Below are 23,048 nucleotides of genomic sequence, written 5' to 3' on the forward strand. Positions count from 1 at the left end.
GGATGACAATGAAACACGTAAGACTGATCGGTTCTGTTGTGGCTTGTGCGTTGGTGGTCGGTGTGCAGATTTATTATAAGACTCATGATTATCATGAGTCGGTCACAACGACATCACAGGTCACAACCTTAACGGAAAGGGTCAGTGCGTTACCTGCAAGCTTGCCGATGAAGAGAGTTGAGAAAAGTGTTCAGCAAACTATTAGCTGGAACTATCACTTTGAGACTGACAAGCTTCGTCACGAAACCAAAGAGTACGGTTCGAACGCCTCACTGAATCAGCATAAGTTCGCATTTCCGTATAACAGAGGCGCTTGGCTGAACATTCAGACGGTGAGTTATCCGATCAAGTCGCTGAAAACCAAAGATCACGCACCTGTTAAGAATGTCTTCTTAACCACAACTGACGGTCAGTTTGATTGTGGTTATGATGGTTGTTCAGCGGTGGTGAGCTTTGACGGCGGTAAGGTTGAGACATTCCATCTGGAAATGGTGAACGGCAACCCGAACAACGTCATGCTGATCACAGACGGCAAACGTTTTATGAAAGAACTGAAACAGCATAAAATGGCGATCATCGAGGTCGATTATTACATGAATGGAAGCCAGCAATTTACGTTTCATCTGAACGACGAGAAGGATGTGTCGTATCGGGCGTAAGTGATGGGATAAAAAGAAACCTGCCTAGTGCAGGTTTTTTTATGTCTGTCGTTCAGGATGCCCCAGCGAATTCGGAGTTCGACTGGGGCGGGGGGTTTTCTTCATGCCTGAAGAGATCTCACCTTACCGATTGAAAAATCGAAAAGCAAACATTGCGGATTGGGAGTTGTTGATTTGGCTCAATCTGATAACATCATTGATGCTGTGCTTTCGGCTGTTTGTCGAGAGCAAATGTGATCGACAGGCAAAAGAAAGCCCCAGCGAATTTTTCAATTCAACCGGGGCGCTCTCATGCATCGACAACATGATAGTAGCCCCTTACAGGCCGAAAGGCAATGTCTGAGGGTTTAATATGCGCAACAAGCTTTTCATCATCACCCTGTTCATGGTTCTTGCTTTGCTCGCTCTTGAGCAAGACAAAGTGTGTTCTGTGACGTTGAAAGCAGGAGGGATCAAGGTTTCTGCCATGTTGAACTACGAACTCAGCAAGTAAGGGACTGAACACGGCGGTTCGCCGCCGTGTATCTGTCTTTGTATGCCGATAAGCACAGCATTCCTTTCTAAGCAAATACTTGGCCTTTTAAACTTAAATGACAGATTGGGAGTTGTTGAATCGCCTCAATCTGATAACATTCCTGATGCTGTGCTTTCGGCTGTTTGTCGAGAGCAAGCGCGATCGACAGGCAAAAGAAAGCCCCAGCAACTAACGTTAACTGGGGCGCTCTCAAACCTAGACAATTTGATAGTAGCCCCGCTGATGCTGAAAAGCAAATCGGAGGCTCTATGCGTAGTAAATCTGTCCTGATCGTTCTTGTGATTTGCCTGACCTTCCTGTTTTCCATTTGGGAAGAAGGCACCAGGTTAGAGAAGGTTCACCTTCAGATCGGAGGTGTGATTTATGATGCAACTCTGAGCCGCTAACTCAGGCGAGGTCAAAGGCGACGGTTCGCCGTCGCCATTTTAACTGTCTCGATTGCCGAAAAGCACAGCGTTCCCTACAACCCGCCTTCGTGCGGGTTTTTTTATGGAACGAATATGAAGCTCACACTTGATAATCTCAAAACCGTTGGCGCGTTTACGGGTCGACCTGTCGAACGTGAAATCGAATGGACACAGGGCGAGGATACGTTTAAGGCGACGGTGTTTATTCGTCCGCTAGGCTATCAGACCGCTACCTCCGATATCATGGCGATCGGAGGCAAGATTGACGGCATCGCCGGACGTATCGCCGCCTCCATCTGTGATGAAGACGGAAAGCCTGTGTTTACCGTTGAGGACATCACAGGCGAGGCTGATCCTGATCGCGGTCCGCTTGATGGCGCGCTGACGATTTCCCTGTTGCTTGCGATTCAGGAGGTCAACGATCTGGGGAAGGATACCAGCTCACTGAAGAAGACGAGTTCTGGTGTGAGCTAGTGTTAAACGGGATCGGCGGTCGAACGATTGGTGAGGCAAAAGAAAACCTCTCCCGACCTGAGTTTCAGCTGTGGGCGATTTACCGAAACAAATATGGTTCGCTCAATCCCGGCCTTCGAACCGAATGGGCGGGTGGTGTGGTGTCAAGCGTTATCGCGAACACGAACCGCGACAGTAAAACCCCACCGTTTCAACCCACCGATTTCACCCAGCATTTCAATGAACCCGAAGCGGAACCGGATGATGACGCGCCCATCACGCTCGAAACCGCCATGAATACATGGCATTAAAGGCAAATCCACTTCGCTTGGTTTGATCCGTCTTCCTGACCTCATTCATTAAAATCATTATGTGGTTTCTTAATAATAATGAGGTCATATGAAAAAGACGGTTGTTAAGGGTTATATTCTGTTATTTGTCGGTTCATTAGTCACATTGCTCATGCTTAACCATCTGGCCAAACACGATCGGTTTTTTCAACAAATACATGGATCGTATGTGTTATTGGCTATCGGCTTTTTCATGGCGCTTTTTGGCGTCTATTACATCAATAAGCGGCATTACCTGCGTTATGATGCAATAGACCGCGCCAGAATCCTCAGAAGTGGTCGACCTTATATTCTGGAATGGAAACGCAATCAGCCTTATCTTAATTATGAGGCGATATTGATTCAGGCTTTAGAGTTTATCCACAAAGACCCGAATAAAACCGCACAGGAACTGTTTGAAGATAATTATGCTGAAGTATCGGAACTGATATCGACGATGCCCGATCACCTCTGGCAGGATTACGTCAAAGAGTTAAAAATGTGCTTACGCTCCTACCTTTAAGAGTCAACTTGTGCCACAAAGTGACTAGAAAGGATCGCTAAAAAATGACACAATGTGATCTCGATTGGTTAACTGAGGTCACATTATGTCTGTTCTTATCCGTTCTCGCATCGATGAAGTCGAAGCTCAAAGTGCTGAGCTTATTTTGTCTCAGCTTGGTCTCAATATGTCTGAATATCTTCGGTTTGCGGTGAGGTCACTGAACAACCGGAAGGGCATTCCCTTTGATATGACAATCACGAATCCTGAAACACTCAAGGCTATCGACGACATGAACAATCGTCGCGGCGTTATCGTTTCCTCTCTTGAGGAATTCGAAGCTAAGTATCAGGAATAATGGATTGTGAAAAAAGTTGTTGAAACTAAGAAATTCGAAAAAGAATTCAAAAAGATGATCAAGAGAGGAAAGGATCCAAAGAAACTCTTTACTTTTGTTCGGCTCCTCGCCAACGAAAGTTATCCTTTGCCGGAACATTATCGGGATCATCCGCTCAAACAATTCAAAGATGTGCGTGATGCTCATATTGAACCCGACTGGGTTCTCTTCTATCGAGTCACGACAAAAGAGGTTGAACTCATTCGAACAGGGACGCATTCCGATTTGTTCTAATCACCACTAACCCGCTTCGGCGGGTTTTTTTATGGGGCAGATATGGCAGCGCGATCGCTTGGAACATTAACCATTGACCTGATCGCCAAAGTAGGCGGCTTTGTCAGTGGACTCAATCAGTCAGAACGCGCCGCCGATAAATGGCGACGAAACGTCAAAGCCGCCGCCGCTGACGTGGGCGCAGCGCTTGCAGGGGTCGGAGTGGTCGCGGCAACCGCCGCCGCCGGGATTGCCACGGCCTCAATTGGTTTGGTCAGAAACACCGCCGATCAGATAACCGAAACGGATCGCTGGGCAAAATCCCTTAAAATTTCGACCCAAACCCTCCTTCAGTGGCAGTATGCCGCGAAACAAGCGGGTATTGCAGGCGACCAGATATCCGACATCTTCAAGGATATTAACGACAAGGTCGGGGATGCAGTATTAAATCAGTCAGGTGATGCAGCTCAGGCGCTGGATACATTAGGGTTATCCGCGCAAAAGCTTCAGAAACTGTCGCCGGACAAAATCCTGACCCAAATCGGTGACGCCTTAAACAACTCAAACATTTCTCAGGCAGGGAAAACCAACATTCTCGAAAGCCTGGTGAATGACGGTTCACGCCTGTTGCCTCTCCTTGAGGACAACAACAAACAGCTGAACCAGTTTAAAGATGCGGCGAAAGATTACGGGCTGGCACCCTCTGACGATCAGATTCAGGGGCTGGTTAAAGTATCAAACTTTTTCCGTGATCTGGATGCCCAGGTCGAAGGATTAAAAACCCAAATCGCGACAGGCCTCGCTCAGGTTGATTTGAGTCCGCTTCAGCGGGGTCTCGATCAGATTCGTCGCGTCTTCACCGATCCGCAAATTCTGCAAGGCTTAACAACGCTGGTCGGTGGTGTGGCGAAGCTGGTTGCTGACTTTGGCGCAATCGCAAGCCGCGCGGCGCAGTTTGCAACCTTGCTTTCAGAGGTGGGTGACAGGTTTAAAGCGGGTGGTTATGCGCTTTATAACCAGCAACAGGCTAATCAGAACAAATCGATTTCTGATATTAACTTGCCTACCCAGCAAGCGACGTTCCCAGGTCAGTTCAAACTCGATCCCGGTCAGACCAATCAGGCGAATCAGGCCGCGAAGCAGCTCGCCAGCGCATACAGTGCCGCAACGCTGCAATATCAGCGCATGATCGCCACGATTAACACCAGTGCGCAACGCGGACAGCAGGTCACAGAGCTTCAGAAGCTGAATTTCAACCTGACCAGCGGCAACCTGAAAAATCTGAACGAGGCGCAAAAGACGCGGTTAAGGGATCTGGCCACAGAGGTGGACCGGCTGAACGCGGTCAAGAAAGCCAATCAGGATAATCTCGCGGTTCAGCAGTTCATTACCAACCTCCAGAACCAGAATCAGAATGCGAACGCCTCGAACAATGTGAACACACAAGGCTTTGGCCTGAGCGACACAGAGAAGCAGCGTTTACAGGACATCATCAGTATTCGTCAGGATTATCTCCAGCAACAGCAAGCTCTCAATGATCAGCAGACCAGAGGCGATATCGATGCGGACGTGTACAAGCGGGAAACCGCCGCATTGTCTCAGGCGTTGCAAACTCGCATCAGCGATCAGCAGGATTATTACAAGAAAATTGACGCGCTTCAGTCTGACTGGCTGAACGGCGCGCAAACCGGGTTTGCAAACTGGGTCGATTCCACCAAAGACATCTCCTCAACGGTTGAAGATGACGTGTCCAGCGCCATGAGTTCCGCACTCGATAATGTGAATTCAGCGCTTGAGGGAAACACAGTGAGCTGGAAACAGTGGAGTGTCTCTGTACTGGAGATGATCGAGAAAGTCGCCGTCCAGGCGGCAGCGTCAAACCTGTTCAGCGGATCGAGTGGCTTATTCAGCTCGGCTATCAGCGGGATTTCGAATTTCTTCGGCGCGTCTACCACCGCGAACGCGAAAGGCGGCGTTTACGGTGCGGGGTTAAGCGCTTACAGCAATTCGATCGTGTCGACACCGACCATGTTCCGGTTTGCCAGCGGTGCAGGACTCATGGGCGAGGATGGTCCAGAGGCGATTATCCCGCTTCAGCGCGCCGCTGATGGTTCGCTGGGCGTGAAAGCCAGTGGCTTCGGTCAGAACAATACGTCACCGACAGGCGGCGTTCAGGTCAACATTACCATTTCCGATTCAGGATCTAATTCCACCACCAACAGCGCGGACTGGCGTCAGTTCGGTAATGAGATCGGACGCTTTGTCGATGAACGCTATAAACGAAATCTCGCCCGTGATTTGCGTGATGACGGGGATATCGGTCGCGTGGTGCGCGGCAAACGATAGAGGGTGAACGATGGCAGTCGAAACCTTCACCTGGTGTGCGCGAATAAACGCCTCAGGTGACATGACGTTCAATGTCCGATCCATTCAGTTCGGGGATGGATATACGCAAGTGGCCGGAAACGGCATCAACAACCGAAGCCAGAACTGGAACCTCACCTTTACGGGAACCGAAGACTTTATTGAGGAAATTAAAACGTTCCTCGATGACAAGGCAGGTTATCAGGCGTTTGCCTGGGAGCCGCCAGGCGAAGATCTCGGTCTTTACCGATGCAGCTCTTATAACCCGACCGCACTCGGCGGGGGTCTCTTCGAAATGACCGCAACCTTTACCCAGGCGTTTGCACCATGAGCTTAACCAGCGATTATCAGAAACTGGAACCGGGTTCAGAAATCCGGTTGTACGAGGTGGATGGATCCGCGTTCGGTGTCGATGAGATTTTACGGTTTCATTCTCACAATATTCCTCACACAGAGGCTGAAATTCTCGCGGCTAACGGTGATGAAACCCAGCTTCCCGCCAAATCGATTATCTGGCAGGGCGAGGAATATTCCGCATGGCCGTGCAAGATTGAAGGGTTAGAGATTTCCACCACAGGCAGCGCACCCAGCCCACGTTTAACGGTCGCGAACCTGAACGGATCCATTACCGCACTCTGTTTGCAGTTTCAGGACATGCTTCAGGCGAAAGTCTCGATTCATGACACGCTGGCGAGCTATCTCGATGCGGCGAATTTTGATGACGGGAATCTGAACGCCGATCCGACACAGGAAAAGCTCAGGGTGTTTTATATCGACAGCAAGACATCCGAAACGAAAGTTCAGGTCGAATTCCAGTTGTCGAGTCCGATGGACTTACAAGGTTTGCAAATTCCGACCCGTCAGCTTCATGCGGTGTGTTCCTGGTGTATGCGTGGGAAATACCGATCCGGCGACGGTTGTGATTACGCCGGAACGAATTATTTCGACAAGTTCAATAATCCCGTTGATGATCCCAGTCAGGATGTCTGCTCGGGCACGATCACCGGATGCAAGCTCCGGTTCGGGCAGGATAACCCATTATCTTTCGGAGGTTTCCCAGGAACCTCGCTATTGCGAACCTGATCGCTCAGATTGTGATGTTTATTAAATCGGCACTTCTATTATCAGGATTGCCAACAGGTAAGAGGTCAACATGTTCGCAACGGTAAATACGGTGAAACTTTTCTTTGACGTGATCGGATCGGGTGTGGATATGTCCGACACGTTACTGAAAACGAAACCTGTGATCATCGCGCTCAATGGTGGGTATGGTTACGACCATACTTATCTTCGTTTAGGCCTGGATGCGTTGAGCAAAGATTATCAAATTGTCTATGTCGACATGCGGGGTCATGGCAAATCTGAAGCCGTGAAACGTTCAACGATTCAGTTTGAAACAATGGCTGACGATGTCGCGAAATTGGTGGAAGCGCTCGGTCTGGAATCGGCGATCATCTTTGGTCATGCCTCAGGGAGCTTCGTCGCGCAAAAAATGGCGATCCGGCATCCTGACAAAGTCAAAGGGCTGATTCTGGTCTCAAGCACAATGGGAATGTCGGTTATTCCTGGGAAAGCGGAAGAAGGTTATCCACAGTTTTTCCTCAAAGATCGCGTTCAGGGTGAGTTGCTTGACGTCGGACATAATTTTTTCTTCCAACCGACCGCACTCACCGATCAGGATTTCCAGTATTACTGTCACAACATCGGTCCTTATTATTTCGCCACGCAAAATATGGGACTGTGTGAAAAAGTTATCAGCTATGTGACCTATAACATCGACCTTGTGAACCATTATCGGCGATTGATGCCGTTTTATAACTCACAGGGTCAGGTCTCGAATATTAAACAACCGACTTTGCTGATGGCCGGGATGTATGACTGGGCAACACCTCCCGTCGGTTCCTATATGCTCGCCAACAAGTTACCTGACTGTGATTATGTCGAGTTCGATCAATCGGGCCATTATCCGTTTATCGAAGAACCTGAGAAATTTCAGGATTCCGTCTGGAGCTTTATTGATAAAAATTCCTTCGCCGTGTGATGTGGTGTTGATCGGTTACAGGGATGTAAAAATACCTCTGTTATTTTCAAATCACTTAAAGAGGTTTCTATGTTTGCGAATGTTAACGGTAAAAAGATTTTCTTTGATGTTGTCGGTGAGGGGTTGTCTACCGCCACACCTGAACTTAAACCCCGTCCGACGTTTGTCGTGCTGCATTGCGCCTCAGGCTTCGATCATGGGTATCTTCGCAACAGCTTACATCAGCTGAGCCTGTTCGGTCAGATCGTTTATATCGATTTGCCGGGTTCCGGTCGTTCAAAGCATGTTGATGTCAAAACCATCACGTTTGAATCGATGGCAGATGATGTGAAAGGCATGATTGATTATCTGGGCATTCAATCGCCTTACATCTTCGCGCATTGTGCAGGCGGTTTTGTGGCGCAACATTTCGCGATCCGTCATCCCGGCGTCGCGAAAGGCTTAATTCTGGTGAATACCGCGCCTTCTTACACCAAATCTCATGACCAGGTCGCGCCGAACCCGATGCTGAATGAGCGCGCCACCGAAGATATCGTTAACACCTGTCTTCGAGTTTATGCGCCAGGCGTGGTGTCTGAGGAAACGCTCACACAAGAGCTGGTCGACAAGATGTTGAAAGAGGTCGGGCCATACTTCTTCGCGGAGGATTACATGGATATGTATGATTCTGTGTTCTCCTTCACCGGAATGAACGTGGAAATGCTCGACCATTTTGTGACTGAGATTTATCCGAAGTTTGATGTGCGGGAAGAAATCAAACAGATCGACATCCCGACGCTGATTGTGGCGGGTTCTCAGGACTGGTTGACGCCTCCCAGCGGCGCGCGCCTGATGCATAAGAACATCAAAAACTCTATCTATCGTGAGTTTGCCGAATCCTGTCATCTGAGCTTTGCGGAAAAACCGCAATCGTTTATCGGATGCGTGGAAGGCTTCCTTGACTTGCAAAAAGCATAGGTAAAGAACGATGTTTGCTCGCATTAACGATACGCGGATTTTCTTTGATGTTGTCGGTGAAGAACTCAACTCTGTCACCGCGCAACTCAAACCAAAGCCGACGCTAATCCTGATTCATGGCGGTCTGGGGTTCGATCATGGGTATCTTCGCCCCGCGTTCGATATGCTCGCCATCGATTTTCACCTCATTTACCTCGACTTGCGCGGTCAGGGACGGTCAGACGCCGTCCCGATCGAGAGCATTACACTTGAGCAATGCGCGGATGATGTGAAAGGGCTGTGTGATTATCTCGGGATTGAGAAAGCGTTTTTCCTCGGCCATTCGGCCGGGGGATATATTGCGCAAATTCTCGCGCTCGAATATCCGAAACTCATTCAGGGCTTAATCCTGGTGAATACCGGATCCGGGCATAAGTTCACCTACAGCGAGAAGATGGGTGAGGTCGAACCTGAGCTGAAATCCAGAGCGCCAGAAAGCGTGATGAACGTGATGGCCAGACTGTTTAATCCTGAGCAATATTCAGAGGGTACGACCGAAGGTCGTCGTCGTATGCATACCGAATACCTGAGCAAGGTGGGGCCGTACTATTGCGCACCCGATAACATGCCGATGTTCGGTCGCATTATGGCTTACACACGTCCGACGTTCCGCGTGATGGATCATTTCGTGGGTCATTTGATGCCGTATTATGATGTCGGGGATAAGATTAAGGCGATTAAAGCGCCGACGCTTGTCACCTCTGGCGCGTATGACTGGGTGATCACCCCTCTGAAATCACGCTGGATTGCGGAACATATCCCGAAAGCGCGCTTTGTGCTTTTCAGGCACAGTGGCCATTTCCCTTTCATTGAGGAACAGGAGCATTTCGAACAGATTGTTCACGATTTTATTACGGAGCATGCTCAGTGATCCATTTCAGCAAAAGAGAGAATGCTATGAGCGATAAAAAAATTCTGACGATTGACGGTAAGGTAAATTTTGAAAATGCCATTGCGGCGATTCAAAATCCTCTCCTGAAAAACGTCCTGAAAGAACGGGAAGAACTCCTGAAAAATAAAATGTGGTTTGGTTTGCTTTATCTCACCATGTTTTATGAAAATTACTATTATCATCTTTACAACACAGAGTTCGTGAACATTCGCGACGCGTCGAAAATGGCGGGGGTGGAGTTACCCGATACCCCGACAAAAGAAGTCGCGTTCAGCCGCGCTGAATATTATACGGATGCGTTTCATTTCGAAATGAAGTTCTTCATTGATGCGAATGAGAAGATCTTCATGCAACGCATCGTGAACGACGTCGCTGAATATCTGGCTCACAAAAATCCTGAGTCGACTCATTTTGTCGAGTTCAATCGAGATCCGAACATTCTCAGGAGTATCTTAAAGTAAAATGAACCCCGCGAAAGCGGGGTTTTTTTTGGGGGTAAGACATGGATCTGACCTTACAAAAGGAGATCTTCGGTCATGCTGAGCGCGTTTATCCCAATGAGTGTTGTGGCGTTATTGTCCAGACAGGCGAATCAAAGTATTACATACCGTGTCATAACCTGTCCGAAGACCCCACAGAGCAATTTATCCTCTGCCCAAGAGATTTTGCCAGAGCCGAAGACCTCGGCACCATTACCGCCATCGTGCATAGTCATCCAGATGCAACCCCACAGCCCAGCCATCTTGATCGGGCGATGTGCGATGACAGCGCGGTGCCCTGGATTATCGTTAGCTGGCCTGAGGGCGATCTCAACACCATTTACCCCAGAGGTGAACTCCCCTTAATCGAACGGCCTTTTGTCCTCGGTCATTCGGATTGCTGGGGATTGGTCATGAGCTATTTCAACCAGGTTCATCACATCACGCTCAATGATTACCGCGTCGATTTCCCCTGGTGGGAGGATGGACACAGTGAAGACCTCTATCGGGATAACTGGTTTGAATGTGGCTTTCGCGAGTTTGTTGGTCAACCTCAGCCGTCAGATGTCATCCTGATGCAGATTCGAAGCAAGAAATGGAACCACGCCGGAATTTTACTCGACGGGAACATGATGCTTCATCATCTTTATGGCAGACCCAGCAACCGGATCCCTTATGGGGGTTACTGGCGTGAGCGAACGATTAAAATCGTCAGGCATAAAGATTTGATGTGATAGGAATCAGCACAAACGGAGAAGTTTTAGCACTCCTTGCGTATACACTTTGTATCTCCGCAAGGAGTGTTAACTTGTCACAATTAAGGTTTATCGTGTTTAAAAAAATAATGCTGATTCTGGTCTTGATGATGTCGGGATGTTCCTCGATGTATTCTCACAAGAAGCCTGGAACCTATACCTATCCTTCAAGAGCCTGGGCGCTGAATGTTGATGGCGATGTCAGTGTTTCATTCGATGTCGATAGTCGAGGGAAAACCGAAAACATTCATATCCTTTCTGAACATCCTGAATATTTGTTTTCTAGAGGCGTGATCAACGATGTCAGTGAATGGAAATTCCCAGCCGGACATCCTCAACATCATTTGATTTATCATGCCTCATTCAGAAAACCTGGCATCAAATACACCAACTGATTCAGAACCCGCCGAACGGCGGGTTTTTGTTTTTGTGAATAGGTAAAGATTTGATGCGACACCTGATCACATTCAAAGTTTAACCTAAGTAGTGATTTCGCTTAGATTGTGAATTAAAAGCGAAGATATCCCACAAAATGACCTCTGGAATGAGAGATTCCAAAAAAGTGAGTCAAATCACAGGTTAATTAATATTTGTGGAGATATGAATGAGCAAGGTTTCAACGCTTTCTTTGTTAAGCCTGATTGTATCAGTGTCTTTCAGTTCACACGCGCTCGCGCAAAACTTTGATTCCGTCACAGCGTTTGGCGACAGCTTGAGTGACGGAGGCAATGTAGGACGTTTCATCTTCGATGGCGCTCAACATCCGATGTATGACGAACTTTTCGCTCAGCACTTTGGCTTAAATCTGACACCGTCAAGCCAGGGAGGTTCAAATTTCGCTGAGGGTGGCGCGGTCAGTGATGGTTCACTGGACTCGATTTCATCGCCTCCCGCTCCAGAAGGATTTGATACGCAAACGCAGATCAACAATTATCTTCAGGCGAACGGCGGTAAAGCGGATCCTCACGGTCTCTATATCCATTGGATCGGGGCGAACGATATCGCGACAGCCGCCTTAACGCCTTCAACAGCAATTCAAACAGTGGCGAAAAGTGCAAATCTGTCGGTGAATCAGGTCAAGCAGCTCCTGAACGCAGGTGCGGGAACGGTCATCGTGCCGAACATTCCGAACCTCGGAAATACGCCGTTCATGTTACAAACAGCAATCGGGGCTTTCGGAGGTCAAGCTGGATTGACTCAAGACCAGATCGCAGCCGCAGCAGAGCAGGCGATCAAGTTTGCCAATACACAAGAAACCCCTGATAAAGCAACACGCGAGAAAGCCCTTCAGGCTTCATTGCAAAGTGCAGCACAGTTATTAGGGGGAGGCGATGCAGATCAAACCGCTCAAATCTATCAAGGGTTATTACAAGCTTATGACGAGGTCAGCGGTTCGGTTTCAGCTTTAACCGCAGCGTATAACCAGCAGGAAGAAGCCGGATTAGACCAACTCAAAGGAAACATTGTTCGTCCTGACTTTGCCGGACTCTTTAACGAGATTATCAATGACCCGAAAAAATTTGGTTTTACGAATACCATCGGGCAAGCTTGCGGATTTGGCGTCGCGGCGAATACGTGTACCTCCGATCAGGATACGTTCAGCAAAGACCAGACCGATCTCTTCTCTGATGATTTCCACCCAAACCCAGCGCTGGAAAAAATCCTGAGTGATTACCTGGTGTCGGTCATGAAAGCGCCTCAACAGGTCGGTTCGCTTTCACAGGGGCCATCAATTTTTTTGGGAGGAATGGAAACCACCCTTGATGGCAACCTTCAGCAACAGCGTGAATCAGGAACAGGTCAGCAAGGCGATGTCACCACCTATGCAGGCTATACAGGCTCACACGTCAACTATAAAGATGACGATGGGAGTAACGGAAACGGTAACACAACCGATCTTTCGTTAGGTGTTGGTTATAACCTGCTTGATAACTGGCAAGTTGGGGTTATGTATGCTCACAGTGACGACCGTCAAAAACCACTGGGGGATTTTAACTACAAGTTGCGCGGAAACATGGTCGGTTTGTTCAGTCAGCTGAAGCTGTTCGATCACTGGTGGATTAATGGCGATCTGCATTTTGCCGACCTGAGCTTTGACAGCATTAACCGCTCAATGAATCTGGGGCCAGATCGCCGTACTGAGCAAGGCAGCACGAACGGTAAGATGTTCGGGCTTCGCGCTCAGACAGGCTGGGACATTCCGATCACCGATTACCTCTCAACCTCTCCTGTTGTCGGTTATGCCTGGGATTATGTCCATGTTGGCGGTTATCAGGAAGAGGGGAATGATTCTACCGCGATGCGCTTTGGTGCTCAGGAAGATCACACCCAAACCGGAACGCTCGGATGGCGCATCGACACTAAAAACTTACCTGTCAATCCGTGGGTAGAGGTGGATTACAATCACTTGTGGGGTGATGAGAATTCCAGAATCAATTCAGGGCTGAAAACCTCACCGACCTCGTTTGTCACCACCGTTCCAGAGGGTGATAAAAATTATATGAATGTTGCTGTCGGGGCAAACATCCCGATTGATAACGTGCTGAATGCCTATGCAGGTGTTTCGACGGTTGTCGGTAACAGTGAATATAATGATATTGCGTGGAATGTGGGAATGTCTGCGACATTCTAAAAGATTGACGTTCTGAAATAAGAAACCCGCCTTTCGGCGGGTTTTGTTATTTGCTTGCGAGAAGTTCGGTTTCAGGCATTCGGTTTTCACAGCCAGGTAAGTTCTTATCAATAATAAGATTACCTTTCACGTTGAATCCGTCGAATCCAAAAAGAAGATAAAACCCGTTTTCATCAACAACAACATCAGTCAGACCCACGGCACACTTATCTGTTTCAATGGCTCTATCAGTAGCTTCTTTAACATTAGGATAGCCAATCGGTAAAATAATGATAGGAACACGATCGATACCTGTCACACGCTTTCCAATAATAAATCCATTGCTATTCAGGTTCATGTTTTTGGTACTGGCGACGGTCAGATCGGCAACGCGCATAGAACATCCTGATAAAGCAACCATCGACAATAAAAGCATTACTAATTTTTTCACTTCGTTATCCTCATTAAAAAGCGCGAGGATAATAAACTTCTATTCTGTCAAAGCTTATCAAAGTGAGCGGTTTATTTTTAATGAAATGTATTCGTTTTGTTAAAAATAAATCACTCAAATCTCTCTTTCCAAATGGATTAACGATGAATGAAGTCATGACCCGCATTGAACTCGGCGGCGTTCTCGGTCGCACCTTTGGGAAAGTTCATTACCGTTCGATTACCCGCACTCAGGAGGCGTGTCGATCGCTTGCCGCTACGGTGAAAGGGTTTGAATCCTTCATGATTACCAGCAAACGGCGAGGGCTGACCTATAGCGTTTTTCGTGGCAAAGCCAATATCGGATTCGAAGAGCTGAGTTATCCGGTGACGGGCGAGACGATCAAAATCATGCCTGTTTATATCGGCAGTAAACGAAGTGGACTCTTTCAGACGATTATCGGTGCGGTTCTGGTGGTCGTTGGCGTAGCTATCAGCTACTTCACAGGCGGTACGGCGTCAGCGGTCGGAGCAGGTATCGCAAAATTCGGCGGTGCGATGCTTATCGGTGGTGTCATCCAGATGTTATCACCTCAGCCGCCAGGACTGGCTCACAAAGACGATTCTGATAATGCCCCCTCCTATGCCTTTGGACCGGCGGTCAATACGGCGGCACAAGGTTATCCGGTGCCGTTGCTCTATGGCCAGCGTCGAATCGGTGGCGCGGTCATCAGCGCCGGAATCTATATCGAAGACCAGCAATAAGGATCATCTATGAACGAAGTGATGACGCGCATTGAACTCGGAGGCGTGCTGGGAAAAACATTCGGTAAAGTGCATTACAGGTCGATTCGCAAAACCCAGGAAGCCGCTCACGCGCTCGCCGCCACACTCAAAGGGTTTGAGAAATACATGATATCGAGCCGAAAGCGCGGACTGACATTCTCTGTGTTTACAGGCAAAACCAATATTGGCTTTGACGATCTGAAAAAACCCGCATCGGGTGAGGTGATCCGCATCGTTCCGGTGATTATGGGCAGCAAGCGCGCCGGACTCTTACAAACGATTGTGGGTGTCGCCCTGATTGCGATCGCGATTTTTGCTCCATGGGGTGCGGCGATTGCAGGAAGTAACTTTGCTTTTCAGGCAGGCGTCGCGGTCACGCTCGGTGGCGTGGTGCAAATGCTTTCGCCTCAGGCACAGGGTTTATCCTACAAAGATGATTCAGACAACCAGCCTTCCTATGCATTCGGGCAACCAACGAACACCGCATCACAGGGTTATCCAGTTCCGTTACTGTACGGACAAAGGCGAATCGGCGGGGCGATCGTCTCAGCCGGGATGTATGTCGAAGATCAGCAATAACGACGTTGTGAAGACGGGTCGCGCAAGCGGCCTTTTTTTATAGGCGCGATATGGCAAACAAAAAGATTTCAGGCAGGAAGGGCGGTTCCACATCATCCAGAACACCTGTTGAACAACCCGATGATCTCCAGTCGGTCGCGAAAGAAAAGATACTGATTGCGCTCGGTGAGGGTGAGTTTGCGGGAGAATTGACAGGACAGAATATTTATCTCGACGGAACACCGTTACTGAATGCGGATGGGTCGAGTAATTTCAGCGGTGTCTCATGGGAATTTCGGGCAGGCACACAGGATCAGACTTATATCCAGGGTTTGCCAGGAACCGAAAATGAAATTGCCGTCGGAACCACGATTACTGAAACCACGGGGTTCACTCGGACTTTCACCGATACCACCCTTTCCGCAATCCGGCTTCGTATTCAATGGCCATCGTTATTCTCTCAGGACAGCAACGGTGACTTAAACGGTTACTCGATAGCCTATAACATTCAGGTTTCAACCGATGGAGGCACGTTCAACACCGTCATTGATACCGCTGTGACAGGTAAAACGACCACAGGTTATGAGCGTTCACATCGCGTGGATTTGCCTCAGGGCGGTTCAACATGGACAGTGCGTTTAAATCGCACTACAGCGGTTCAGAACTCGGCGCTCATTGGCGATACGATGACCCTTGAGAGTTATACAGAGGTCATTGACGCGAAACTGCGTTATCCCTTAACCGCTTTACTTTATATGGAGTTCGACTCCAGTCAGTTCTCAGGCAACGTGCCACAAATCACCTGTGAACCGAAGGGTCGAATTATTCGTGTGCCGGATAACTACGATCCTGACACGCGAACCTATACCGGAACATGGGACGGCACCTTTAAACTCGCCTGGACAGATAATCCGGCCTGGGTGTTTTATGATTTGGTGGTCACAGACAGGTTTGGCCTGGGAGACCGACTGACCTCAGACAACATCGATAAGTGGACGCTTTACACCGTCGCGCAATATTGTGATGAACTGGTGCCGGACGGGTTAGGAGGCAGTGGAACGGAACCGCGCTTTAAATGTGATGTGTATGTTCAGAACCGATCTGATGCTTATACCGTGTTTCGGGACTTTGCAGCCATTTTCAGAGGGATGACGTATTGGGCCGGTGATCAGATTGTCGCGCTGGCTGATATGCCGCGCGATGTCGATTACAACTACACAAACGCCAATGTCATTGACGGTCAGTTCGCTTATTCCAGTTCAAACACCAAAACCCGTTATACCTCAGCCCTCGTTTCATATTCCGATCCGGCGAATGGGTATGCCAACGCCGTTCAGCCTGTCTTTGAACCTGACTTAGTCACACGATATAAGACGTTTAACCAGCTGGAACTCACAGCCATTGCCTGTACTCGACAGAGCGAGGCAGACAGGCGAGGGCGCTGGGGGATTTTAACCAACATTCAGGACAGGGTGATCACGTTTCAGGTCGGTCTCGACGGGGATATTCCGTTACCCGGTTATATTATTGCTGTGGCCGATGAGTATTTATCGGGTCGGGTAGCAGGTGGACGCATTCGATCGGTTGATGGTCGGATTATTACGCTCGACAGAACGCCGGATGCAAATGAGGGAGACCGACTACAGCTTAACTTACCCTCAGGCACTTCAGAGGCAAGAACCATTGAGTCGATCGCCGAAAACATCGTGACGGTCTCGGTGGCCTATACTGAAACACCAGAGACAGAATCAGTGTGGATCGTCGAATCAACGGAGGTGCTAGCCCAGCTCTATCGCGTCTCGATGGTCAGTATGGATGATGACGGGAATTTCAGTATCACCGGGAGCACTTACGATTCCTCGAAATACGATGCGATCGATAATGGCGCGCAGCTCGATACCCGACCTGTCAGCGTAATACCCGCTGGCACACAGAACGCGCCTTCGAATATTGTCATCGATGAATATTCGGTGGTGAATCAGGGTATCAGTCTCCAGACAATGCGCGTTCAGTGGGATCCGACGGATAACGCATTGGCCTATGAAGCGCAGTGGCGACGCAATTCCTCGAACTGGATCAATGTTCCCCGCACCTCGACCATCTCCTTTGAGGTTCCGGCAATCTACACAGGCACCTATCAGGCGCGGGTCAGAGCGATTAACGCCGCTGAGATATCATCAGGATGGGCGAATTCGGATCTGGTGGATTTAACAGGTAAGGTGGGTAATCCTCCCTTGCCTGTTGGCTTTAACGCATCAACAGATGTTGTCTGGGGGATTACGTTAACCTGGGGCTTTCCTGATAACACAGAGGATACACTCAAGACGACCATCCAGACCGCGACGAATGCTGAGGGAACCGATGCGACCTTGCTCGCCGATGTCGCTTATCCCAGTCATGTTTACGTAATGCAGGGTTTAGTCTCGGGTCAGGGATTCTGGTTCCGCGCGCAGCTGGTGGACAAAACCGGGAATGAGTCAGGTTATACCGACTGGATCCATGGTGAGGCATCAGAGAATATCCCGGACATTATCGGCGACATCAGTAAAGAGATTGAGGCGTCACCTGCATTCCAGGCGATTAATCAGAATATCGCCGATAATGCAGCCGCGATTCTTGAGAATGCGCTCGCGAACAATGCCACTGTAGAGCGTCAATATCAGCAATATGGAGAGGTTCACGCCGAAATTCTTACTATCAGTACGACGGTCGCGGACCAGAATCAGGCCTTAGCCGATCTGGAAACGCGGCTAGATGCGGAAATCGATGATACCGCCGCGCTGATTGATGAAAAGCTGACGGCAAACGTCACGGATGACGGCACGGCCACCGCGACATTCTCGCTTGAGGTCGGTGTCACACGTAGTGGAACCTTCTATTCAGGCGGGATGGCCGTCGGTATCGCTCCTGCAACAAATGGCGGGTATGAATCGACCATCGTGTTCAGTGCGGATCAGTTCGGTATCTATAACGGTTCAGACCCCACAAACTATCAGCTGGCGTTTTCTGTTGTGAATTCTCAAACCTATATAAATTCCGCATTCATCGAAGATGCGACCATTACCAGCGCCAAAATTCAGGACGTTATTCAGTCATCTTCTTACGGAAACGGCGGAGGCTGGCGGCTGAGTAAGAATGACAACAACCTTATTTTTACGGATGCGAATAATGTGGTTCGTTTTAAGGTGGGACGCCTATGAGTGATTTTGGTTTTCAGGGATTTAACGCAAGTGCCGGACTTCAGTTTGATACGAGCGTGATGTTTTCCAGACTTAAGGGTTCGTTTCAGATTCCGATTTCGCAATATACGTTTCAGGCTCCATATTCGGTAAGCTTTGCAGCTGACTTTTCAGGTGGCACACCCTTTACGTTTTTTGTCCCGATTGCCGGGATAACGGTGCCGAATACGGAAACCTTCGCTTATCTCACCCCCAACATCACCATCGGTTCGGGTTCAATCACGCTTTCGTACAACAATAACATCGCCTCATTCCCTGACGATTTGGCAACAGGATTATGGATAGGCGGGTTAATGGTGTATTGGGGTGTTTATTACGGGCCACATGATTTATGACTGACTTTGTATTAGAGGTTATCAATTCACATGACCTGGCAATACAGACAACAACGGATGTGAATTTTGTTTTACGGTCATCCGGTCAATTCTCAGACGCAAACTTTAATACGACCAGCCAATATTATAATCACGCGTATATGGATATCAGCGCGATGAACGCGCCATTGGTTTTCTTTCGACCCATGACATCGAGTTCGCGCATTGCTTATATCCCAGGCATTCAGGAACACATTGCAGGGGCGAATGGTGCTACCCAAAAACGAGGAACCGTTTTGAAATGGTACAACCTCACAATAGGCACGATGCAATATTACATTTTCGATCAATGGGTTCCTCCTGAGCGATCAGATTATGGCATCCAGGCCTTCGACGGTTCAGGGAATATCATCTTTGATGCCGGATGGAATTTCATGAAGGTCGTGAATATCAAATGGCTCGACCCGGGTTTCCCGAATCATGCCAGCGATCCGGGTGGTTCAAACTGGACAAGCGTCGGAACGATGGGTGCCGGAACACTCGCTGGATCGATGCCCAATCCGCGAGGCTGGATTTATCAGGGTCTGGGCACCTTTGGTATCGTGTTATATGAATCCTTTCACTTTGATGGAGCAAGTAACGAGGTGATGATCTCGCTAGTGCCAAGAGGTGAATTTCTCGATGAAGCTCCGGCGACGGGCTGGATGCATGATGCAAGCCTTTCACACGTCATGGCTGTTGACGTCTCTTCTCTCCCCACAAACTACAACTCGATTAGTGTATCCGCTTCCTAATCTGAGGGTTTATTTATGCCATCGGGAACGATTACCGTTACTAACGCCTCAACCACCATCACTGGAGATGGCACCACTTTTACAACTGATGTGAATGCGGGTGATTATATTTCCTTTGCGATTGGCGGCGTCCAATATACCTATCCTGTTGCCACCGTTGACAGTGATTCAAGCTTAACAATTGCGATGGGATTCAATGGCACAACGACATCCAGCCTCACATATGAGGTCGTGCCAATCACTCAGTTGATTCCAATCCCTGCATCACTGGTGAATCAAACCACTCAAGCACTAAGAGGAAACCAAACCGATCGGGATAACTGGAATCAGCTTTTAACTGTTGATGATGATGTCACAATCACAAATCCAGATGGTACGACCTTTACCGGTCCCAGCTGGTTGAAAGTGGCAGAAGGAATCAATCTCACTGACCTGGATCAAGTCACCGCGATTGCCTCACAAATTCAGGCTAACGCCGATGCGGCTTCCACCAGCGAAACGAACGCAGCCAACAGCGCAAGTGCCGCCGCGACCAGTGAATCTAACGCCGCAACAAGTGAACAAAACGCCGCAACAAGCGAAACCAATGCGGCACAAAGTGCAACTGATGCCCAAACCAGCCTTGATTCAATAGGTGATTCTGTTACGCAAGCGGCTGAAAGCGCTTCAGCCGCATCGGATTCAGCAAGTGCAGCCGCAACATCAGAAAATAATGCCGCTAATTCCGCTTCCGCAGCCAGTACAAGCGAACAAAATGCGGCAACTAGCGAACAGAACGCATCGACAAGCGAAAGTAACGCCGCAAGTTCAGAATCCAATGCCAGCGATTCGGCTGACGCATCGGCACAAAGTGCATCAGATGCCGCAGACAGTGCAACCTCAGCAGCGACAAGCGAAACCAACGCATCGAATTCAGCCATTGGTTTGAGTGCCGCTGTCAGCAGTGCGGCACAAAGTGCATCAGATGCGAGTGATAGCGCCGATCGGGCTGAAGCCGCAGCGGCAGATCTGGAAAATAACAATGCGTTAGCCGCAACCATTGATCATATCGATACGGATACTAATGACGTTTATTTTAAAGGTTCTTTGATTTCAGGATATACCTCAACGGATCCATCAGAAATGAATGCCGCTTTTGTCCTGGCGAATGAACCTGTGACGGGCGATGTTGTTAATGGCGGAGTAATAAAAACATCGATCATCGTTGGTGATGACGAATATTTGTCCGCAACCATTCAAACGAATGTGACAGTTGGCAATGATCCGACAGTCGATATTGTGCTGACGGATTCAACCGGAGACGAAACGTCAACGAAATCATGGTCGATGCCTAATACTGAAGGGCAATTACTTAACCTCGATGCCGCTGGAATGAGTTCAGCAAGCGATACCGTTGTTAATTTTAAAGGTTCCGTCGGGGTCACAGTTGATGCCTCTCGCGATACAGAGTTAGTGACATTACGGCAACTCAATACAGCTTTAGCTGGTGTGGGAGGCGATAATGGTGCGACTTTAAACGGGGTTATGAATAATCTTATTGGAGGGGTTGTTTGGGTGAATGGCGCGCGAGGAGTTGATCGAGCTGGCCATCTCCCGGCTGATGGACAGGAATTAACTCGAACAGATTACCCTGACCTTTGGGCAGCGGTTGAAGCTGGATTATATGCCAGTATAGATGAAATAACATGGCAATCATCAGCAAGTAATCGAGGTTATTATTCTACTGGCGACGGCTCTACAACGTTCAGATTACCCGATCTTAATGGTCGTCAAAGTGGGTCAACTCAAGGAATTTTCCTTCGAGGTGATGAAGATGGCATGTTGCCTGGTGAGGTTAGAACGAGTGCTATTCCTAACATTTCAGGATCCCTGGGAAATCTAGGATCTAATTTAAGTGGTGGTGCAACATCAAGCAATCAAGGATCTGGCGTTTTAATGTGGTCAGGGATTACAGCTCCAACATACGCAGGGACAGGAACATCTCCGTCTTCGAGCGGGTTATTTGATCTGAATTTCAATGCCAGTCGCGGGAGCAGTATATATAAAGATAATCTTTCAGAAGTTAGACCGCCTTCTGTTTCTGGTATGTGGTTGATACGTGTAAACGGATCGTTCGTTTCATCAGATACGAATTTCAATGTTATCAACGCAATCGATGCACTTCCTGATTCAGGAGTTGTTGTAAACGGAGGAGATTTACAATCAGTTTATCAGGTTGATGGATCAGATTATGTTGTTGCTCGATTACGTTCCCAATTAACCGTCGGTACTATTCCTTCAGCGATGATTGAAATCATCGATTCCTCAGGCGATACCGTCACAACAGATCAGATCCAGTTTGATAAAACAGGGATGGTCTATCGCGAGGCAAGTGGTGCCGGGTCGGATAATAATCGAACGGGTGGACATTACCGATCTGAGACGACTCAAAGTTTTGGTCAGATGTATGCTTACCGAAATTCAGCTGATGGCGGTTTGGTCTTCCAGGTCTCTCAGGATTCAGAGGCCGTTCAGAGCTTTTTCATGACAGGTGAAGGTCACTTTGTCACACCAGGACAAATTGACGCTTTAACAGGTCCTATTCAAGCGGTCAATGGGGAAGTAGTTACTGCGACAACCGCTCCCAGCTCTCCGACAAATGGAAATTATCTTAACACCCCAGCAGTCAAAGCTTTATTGATAGGAAGAGGAGCACGAGGTGATACTAGAGGTGGCTTTTTTGGGATGTATCATCAGGAAGAAGTCGGAGTGATGGCAAGAGGGATATTTAACTTAAATGGATATGGTACAGACTGGAGTTGGTCATTTAATCAAGACGAAACAACATCTTCACCTTTAGGTCAATTAACAGCCGGAGGTTCTGACCGAAGGATGAAAACGAACATCCAGCCGACGACACCTGGCGCTGGAGAAAGAATTGATCAGATAGAGGTCATCGAATTTGAATGGATCCGGTCAGGAATAAAAGAGCGGGGATGTATTGCGCAACAAGTTCAGGAGATAGATGAACTTTATACTCACTTAAACGGCGAGAATATCGACAGCGAAGGGAATAAGTTTACTGTCCTGAATGTCAGAGATCGGGCGATTCTTGCTGATGTTGTTGTTTGCGTTCAAGAGTTAAGAACTCAGGTAAAAGATTTAAATTCCTCAATATCATCAATTTCAGATGAACTGAAGGCTGAAAAAGAAAAAACAAAGTCTTTAATTGCGGCGTTGGGTTATCTGGCTGACGGAGATAACGAGAGCTTTAAAGAAAATTTAAATGAACTCAGAGGCGTTCACATTTAAATCC

At 48.4% G+C, this 23,048-nt stretch carries 24 protein-coding genes; 23 read left to right on the plus strand and 1 reads right to left on the minus strand.

Annotated features, from left to right (window positions below; all coding sequences use genetic code 11):
• Positions 1-8 precede the first annotated feature (8 nt).
• The 17 genes from F3J36_RS03045 to F3J36_RS03125 all read left to right on the plus strand — a co-directional run bounded on the left by F3J36_RS03045 (position 9) and on the right by F3J36_RS03125 (position 13,654).
• A complete protein-coding gene (locus F3J36_RS03045; RefSeq protein ID WP_166718883.1) occupies positions 9-659 on the plus strand; it encodes a hypothetical protein in 651 nt (216 codons plus the stop codon).
• 352 nt (positions 660-1,011) lie between these two features.
• Entirely contained in the window at positions 1,012-1,152 is a 141-nt protein-coding gene (locus F3J36_RS03050; RefSeq protein WP_166718884.1) for a hypothetical protein, read from the plus strand.
• A gap of 542 nt (positions 1,153-1,694) precedes the next feature.
• The gene (locus tag F3J36_RS03055) at positions 1,695-2,075 is read left to right on the plus strand and encodes a phage tail assembly chaperone family protein, TAC (RefSeq protein ID WP_166718885.1); all 381 of its coding nucleotides are present in this window, start codon (positions 1,695-1,697) and stop codon (positions 2,073-2,075) included.
• Positions 2,075-2,365, plus strand: a complete 291-nt coding sequence (locus tag F3J36_RS03060) for a phage tail protein (RefSeq protein ID WP_166718886.1) — start codon at positions 2,075-2,077, stop codon at positions 2,363-2,365. Before F3J36_RS03055 ends, F3J36_RS03060 begins: the two co-directional genes overlap by 1 nt.
• A gap of 88 nt (positions 2,366-2,453) precedes the next feature.
• Positions 2,454-2,906 carry a hypothetical protein gene (locus tag F3J36_RS03065; RefSeq protein ID WP_166718887.1) on the plus strand — a complete coding sequence of 151 codons (453 nt, stop codon included), beginning with the start codon at positions 2,454-2,456 and terminating at the stop codon, positions 2,904-2,906.
• Positions 2,907-2,991: 85 nt separating this feature from the next.
• Positions 2,992-3,243: a type II toxin-antitoxin system RelB/DinJ family antitoxin gene (locus tag F3J36_RS03070; RefSeq protein WP_166718888.1), complete on the plus strand. Its 252-nt coding sequence runs from the start codon at positions 2,992-2,994 to the stop codon at positions 3,241-3,243.
• Positions 3,244-3,249: 6 nt separating this feature from the next.
• On the plus strand, positions 3,250-3,516 hold the full coding sequence (locus F3J36_RS03075) for a type II toxin-antitoxin system YafQ family toxin (RefSeq protein ID WP_369410637.1): 267 nt from the start codon (positions 3,250-3,252) through the stop codon (positions 3,514-3,516).
• Between the two features lie 42 nt (positions 3,517-3,558).
• Entirely contained in the window at positions 3,559-5,841 is a 2,283-nt protein-coding gene (locus F3J36_RS03080; protein WP_166718889.1) for a phage tail tape measure protein, read from the plus strand.
• A gap of 10 nt (positions 5,842-5,851) precedes the next feature.
• Positions 5,852-6,190: a phage tail protein gene (locus F3J36_RS03085; RefSeq protein ID WP_166718890.1), complete on the plus strand. Its 339-nt coding sequence runs from the start codon at positions 5,852-5,854 to the stop codon at positions 6,188-6,190.
• Positions 6,187-6,942: a phage minor tail protein L gene (locus F3J36_RS03090; protein WP_166718891.1), complete on the plus strand. Its 756-nt coding sequence runs from the start codon at positions 6,187-6,189 to the stop codon at positions 6,940-6,942. The genes F3J36_RS03085 and F3J36_RS03090 overlap by 4 nt, the downstream gene beginning before the upstream one ends.
• 70 nt (positions 6,943-7,012) lie before the next feature.
• Entirely contained in the window at positions 7,013-7,900 is an 888-nt protein-coding gene (locus tag F3J36_RS03095) for an alpha/beta fold hydrolase (protein WP_166718892.1), read from the plus strand.
• Positions 7,901-7,969: 69 nt separating this feature from the next.
• Positions 7,970-8,857: an alpha/beta fold hydrolase gene (locus tag F3J36_RS03100; protein WP_166718893.1), complete on the plus strand. Its 888-nt coding sequence runs from the start codon at positions 7,970-7,972 to the stop codon at positions 8,855-8,857.
• Between the two features lie 10 nt (positions 8,858-8,867).
• Positions 8,868-9,767: an alpha/beta fold hydrolase gene (locus tag F3J36_RS03105; RefSeq protein ID WP_166718894.1), complete on the plus strand. Its 900-nt coding sequence runs from the start codon at positions 8,868-8,870 to the stop codon at positions 9,765-9,767.
• Between the two features lie 26 nt (positions 9,768-9,793).
• Entirely contained in the window at positions 9,794-10,249 is a 456-nt protein-coding gene (locus F3J36_RS03110; protein WP_166718895.1) for a hypothetical protein, read from the plus strand.
• Between the two features lie 41 nt (positions 10,250-10,290).
• The gene (locus F3J36_RS03115; protein ID WP_166718896.1) at positions 10,291-11,001 is read left to right on the plus strand and encodes a C40 family peptidase; all 711 of its coding nucleotides are present in this window, start codon (positions 10,291-10,293) and stop codon (positions 10,999-11,001) included.
• A gap of 74 nt (positions 11,002-11,075) precedes the next feature.
• Positions 11,076-11,417, plus strand: a complete 342-nt coding sequence (locus F3J36_RS03120) for an energy transducer TonB (protein ID WP_166718897.1) — start codon at positions 11,076-11,078, stop codon at positions 11,415-11,417.
• A gap of 209 nt (positions 11,418-11,626) precedes the next feature.
• The gene (locus tag F3J36_RS03125; RefSeq protein WP_166718898.1) at positions 11,627-13,654 is read left to right on the plus strand and encodes an autotransporter outer membrane beta-barrel domain-containing protein; all 2,028 of its coding nucleotides are present in this window, start codon (positions 11,627-11,629) and stop codon (positions 13,652-13,654) included.
• 46 nt (positions 13,655-13,700) lie between these two features.
• Here F3J36_RS03125 and F3J36_RS03130 read toward each other — a convergent pair whose 3' ends face one another.
• Positions 13,701-14,084 carry a hypothetical protein gene (locus F3J36_RS03130; protein ID WP_166718899.1) on the minus strand — a complete coding sequence of 128 codons (384 nt, stop codon included), beginning with the start codon at positions 14,082-14,084 and terminating at the stop codon, positions 13,701-13,703.
• Between the two features lie 143 nt (positions 14,085-14,227).
• Here F3J36_RS03130 and F3J36_RS03135 point away from each other — a divergent pair, with 143 nt between their 5' ends.
• Genes F3J36_RS03135 through F3J36_RS03160 form a run of 6 tightly spaced genes read left to right on the plus strand, consistent with a single transcriptional unit; the run spans position 14,228 to position 23,044 of the window.
• Positions 14,228-14,827, plus strand: coding sequence for a tail assembly protein (locus F3J36_RS03135; protein WP_166719122.1), 600 nt, complete (start codon positions 14,228-14,230; stop codon positions 14,825-14,827).
• Between the two features lie 9 nt (positions 14,828-14,836).
• A complete protein-coding gene (locus F3J36_RS03140; protein ID WP_166718900.1) occupies positions 14,837-15,427 on the plus strand; it encodes a tail assembly protein in 591 nt (196 codons plus the stop codon).
• Between the two features lie 50 nt (positions 15,428-15,477).
• Positions 15,478-18,606, plus strand: coding sequence for a host specificity protein J (locus tag F3J36_RS03145; protein WP_166718901.1), 3,129 nt, complete (start codon positions 15,478-15,480; stop codon positions 18,604-18,606).
• The gene (locus F3J36_RS03150) at positions 18,603-18,980 is read left to right on the plus strand and encodes a hypothetical protein (protein ID WP_166718902.1); all 378 of its coding nucleotides are present in this window, start codon (positions 18,603-18,605) and stop codon (positions 18,978-18,980) included. Before F3J36_RS03145 ends, F3J36_RS03150 begins: the two co-directional genes overlap by 4 nt.
• Entirely contained in the window at positions 18,977-19,753 is a 777-nt protein-coding gene (locus tag F3J36_RS03155; protein ID WP_166718903.1) for a hypothetical protein, read from the plus strand. Before F3J36_RS03150 ends, F3J36_RS03155 begins: the two co-directional genes overlap by 4 nt.
• A gap of 15 nt (positions 19,754-19,768) precedes the next feature.
• Positions 19,769-23,044 carry a tail fiber domain-containing protein gene (locus F3J36_RS03160; protein ID WP_166718904.1) on the plus strand — a complete coding sequence of 1,092 codons (3,276 nt, stop codon included), beginning with the start codon at positions 19,769-19,771 and terminating at the stop codon, positions 23,042-23,044.
• The last annotated feature ends 4 nt before the right edge of the window (positions 23,045-23,048 follow it).

The organism is Pantoea sp. Cy-640, assembly GCF_011752635.1.
GTDB classification, from domain to species: domain Bacteria; phylum Pseudomonadota; class Gammaproteobacteria; order Enterobacterales; family Enterobacteriaceae; genus Pantoea; species Pantoea dispersa.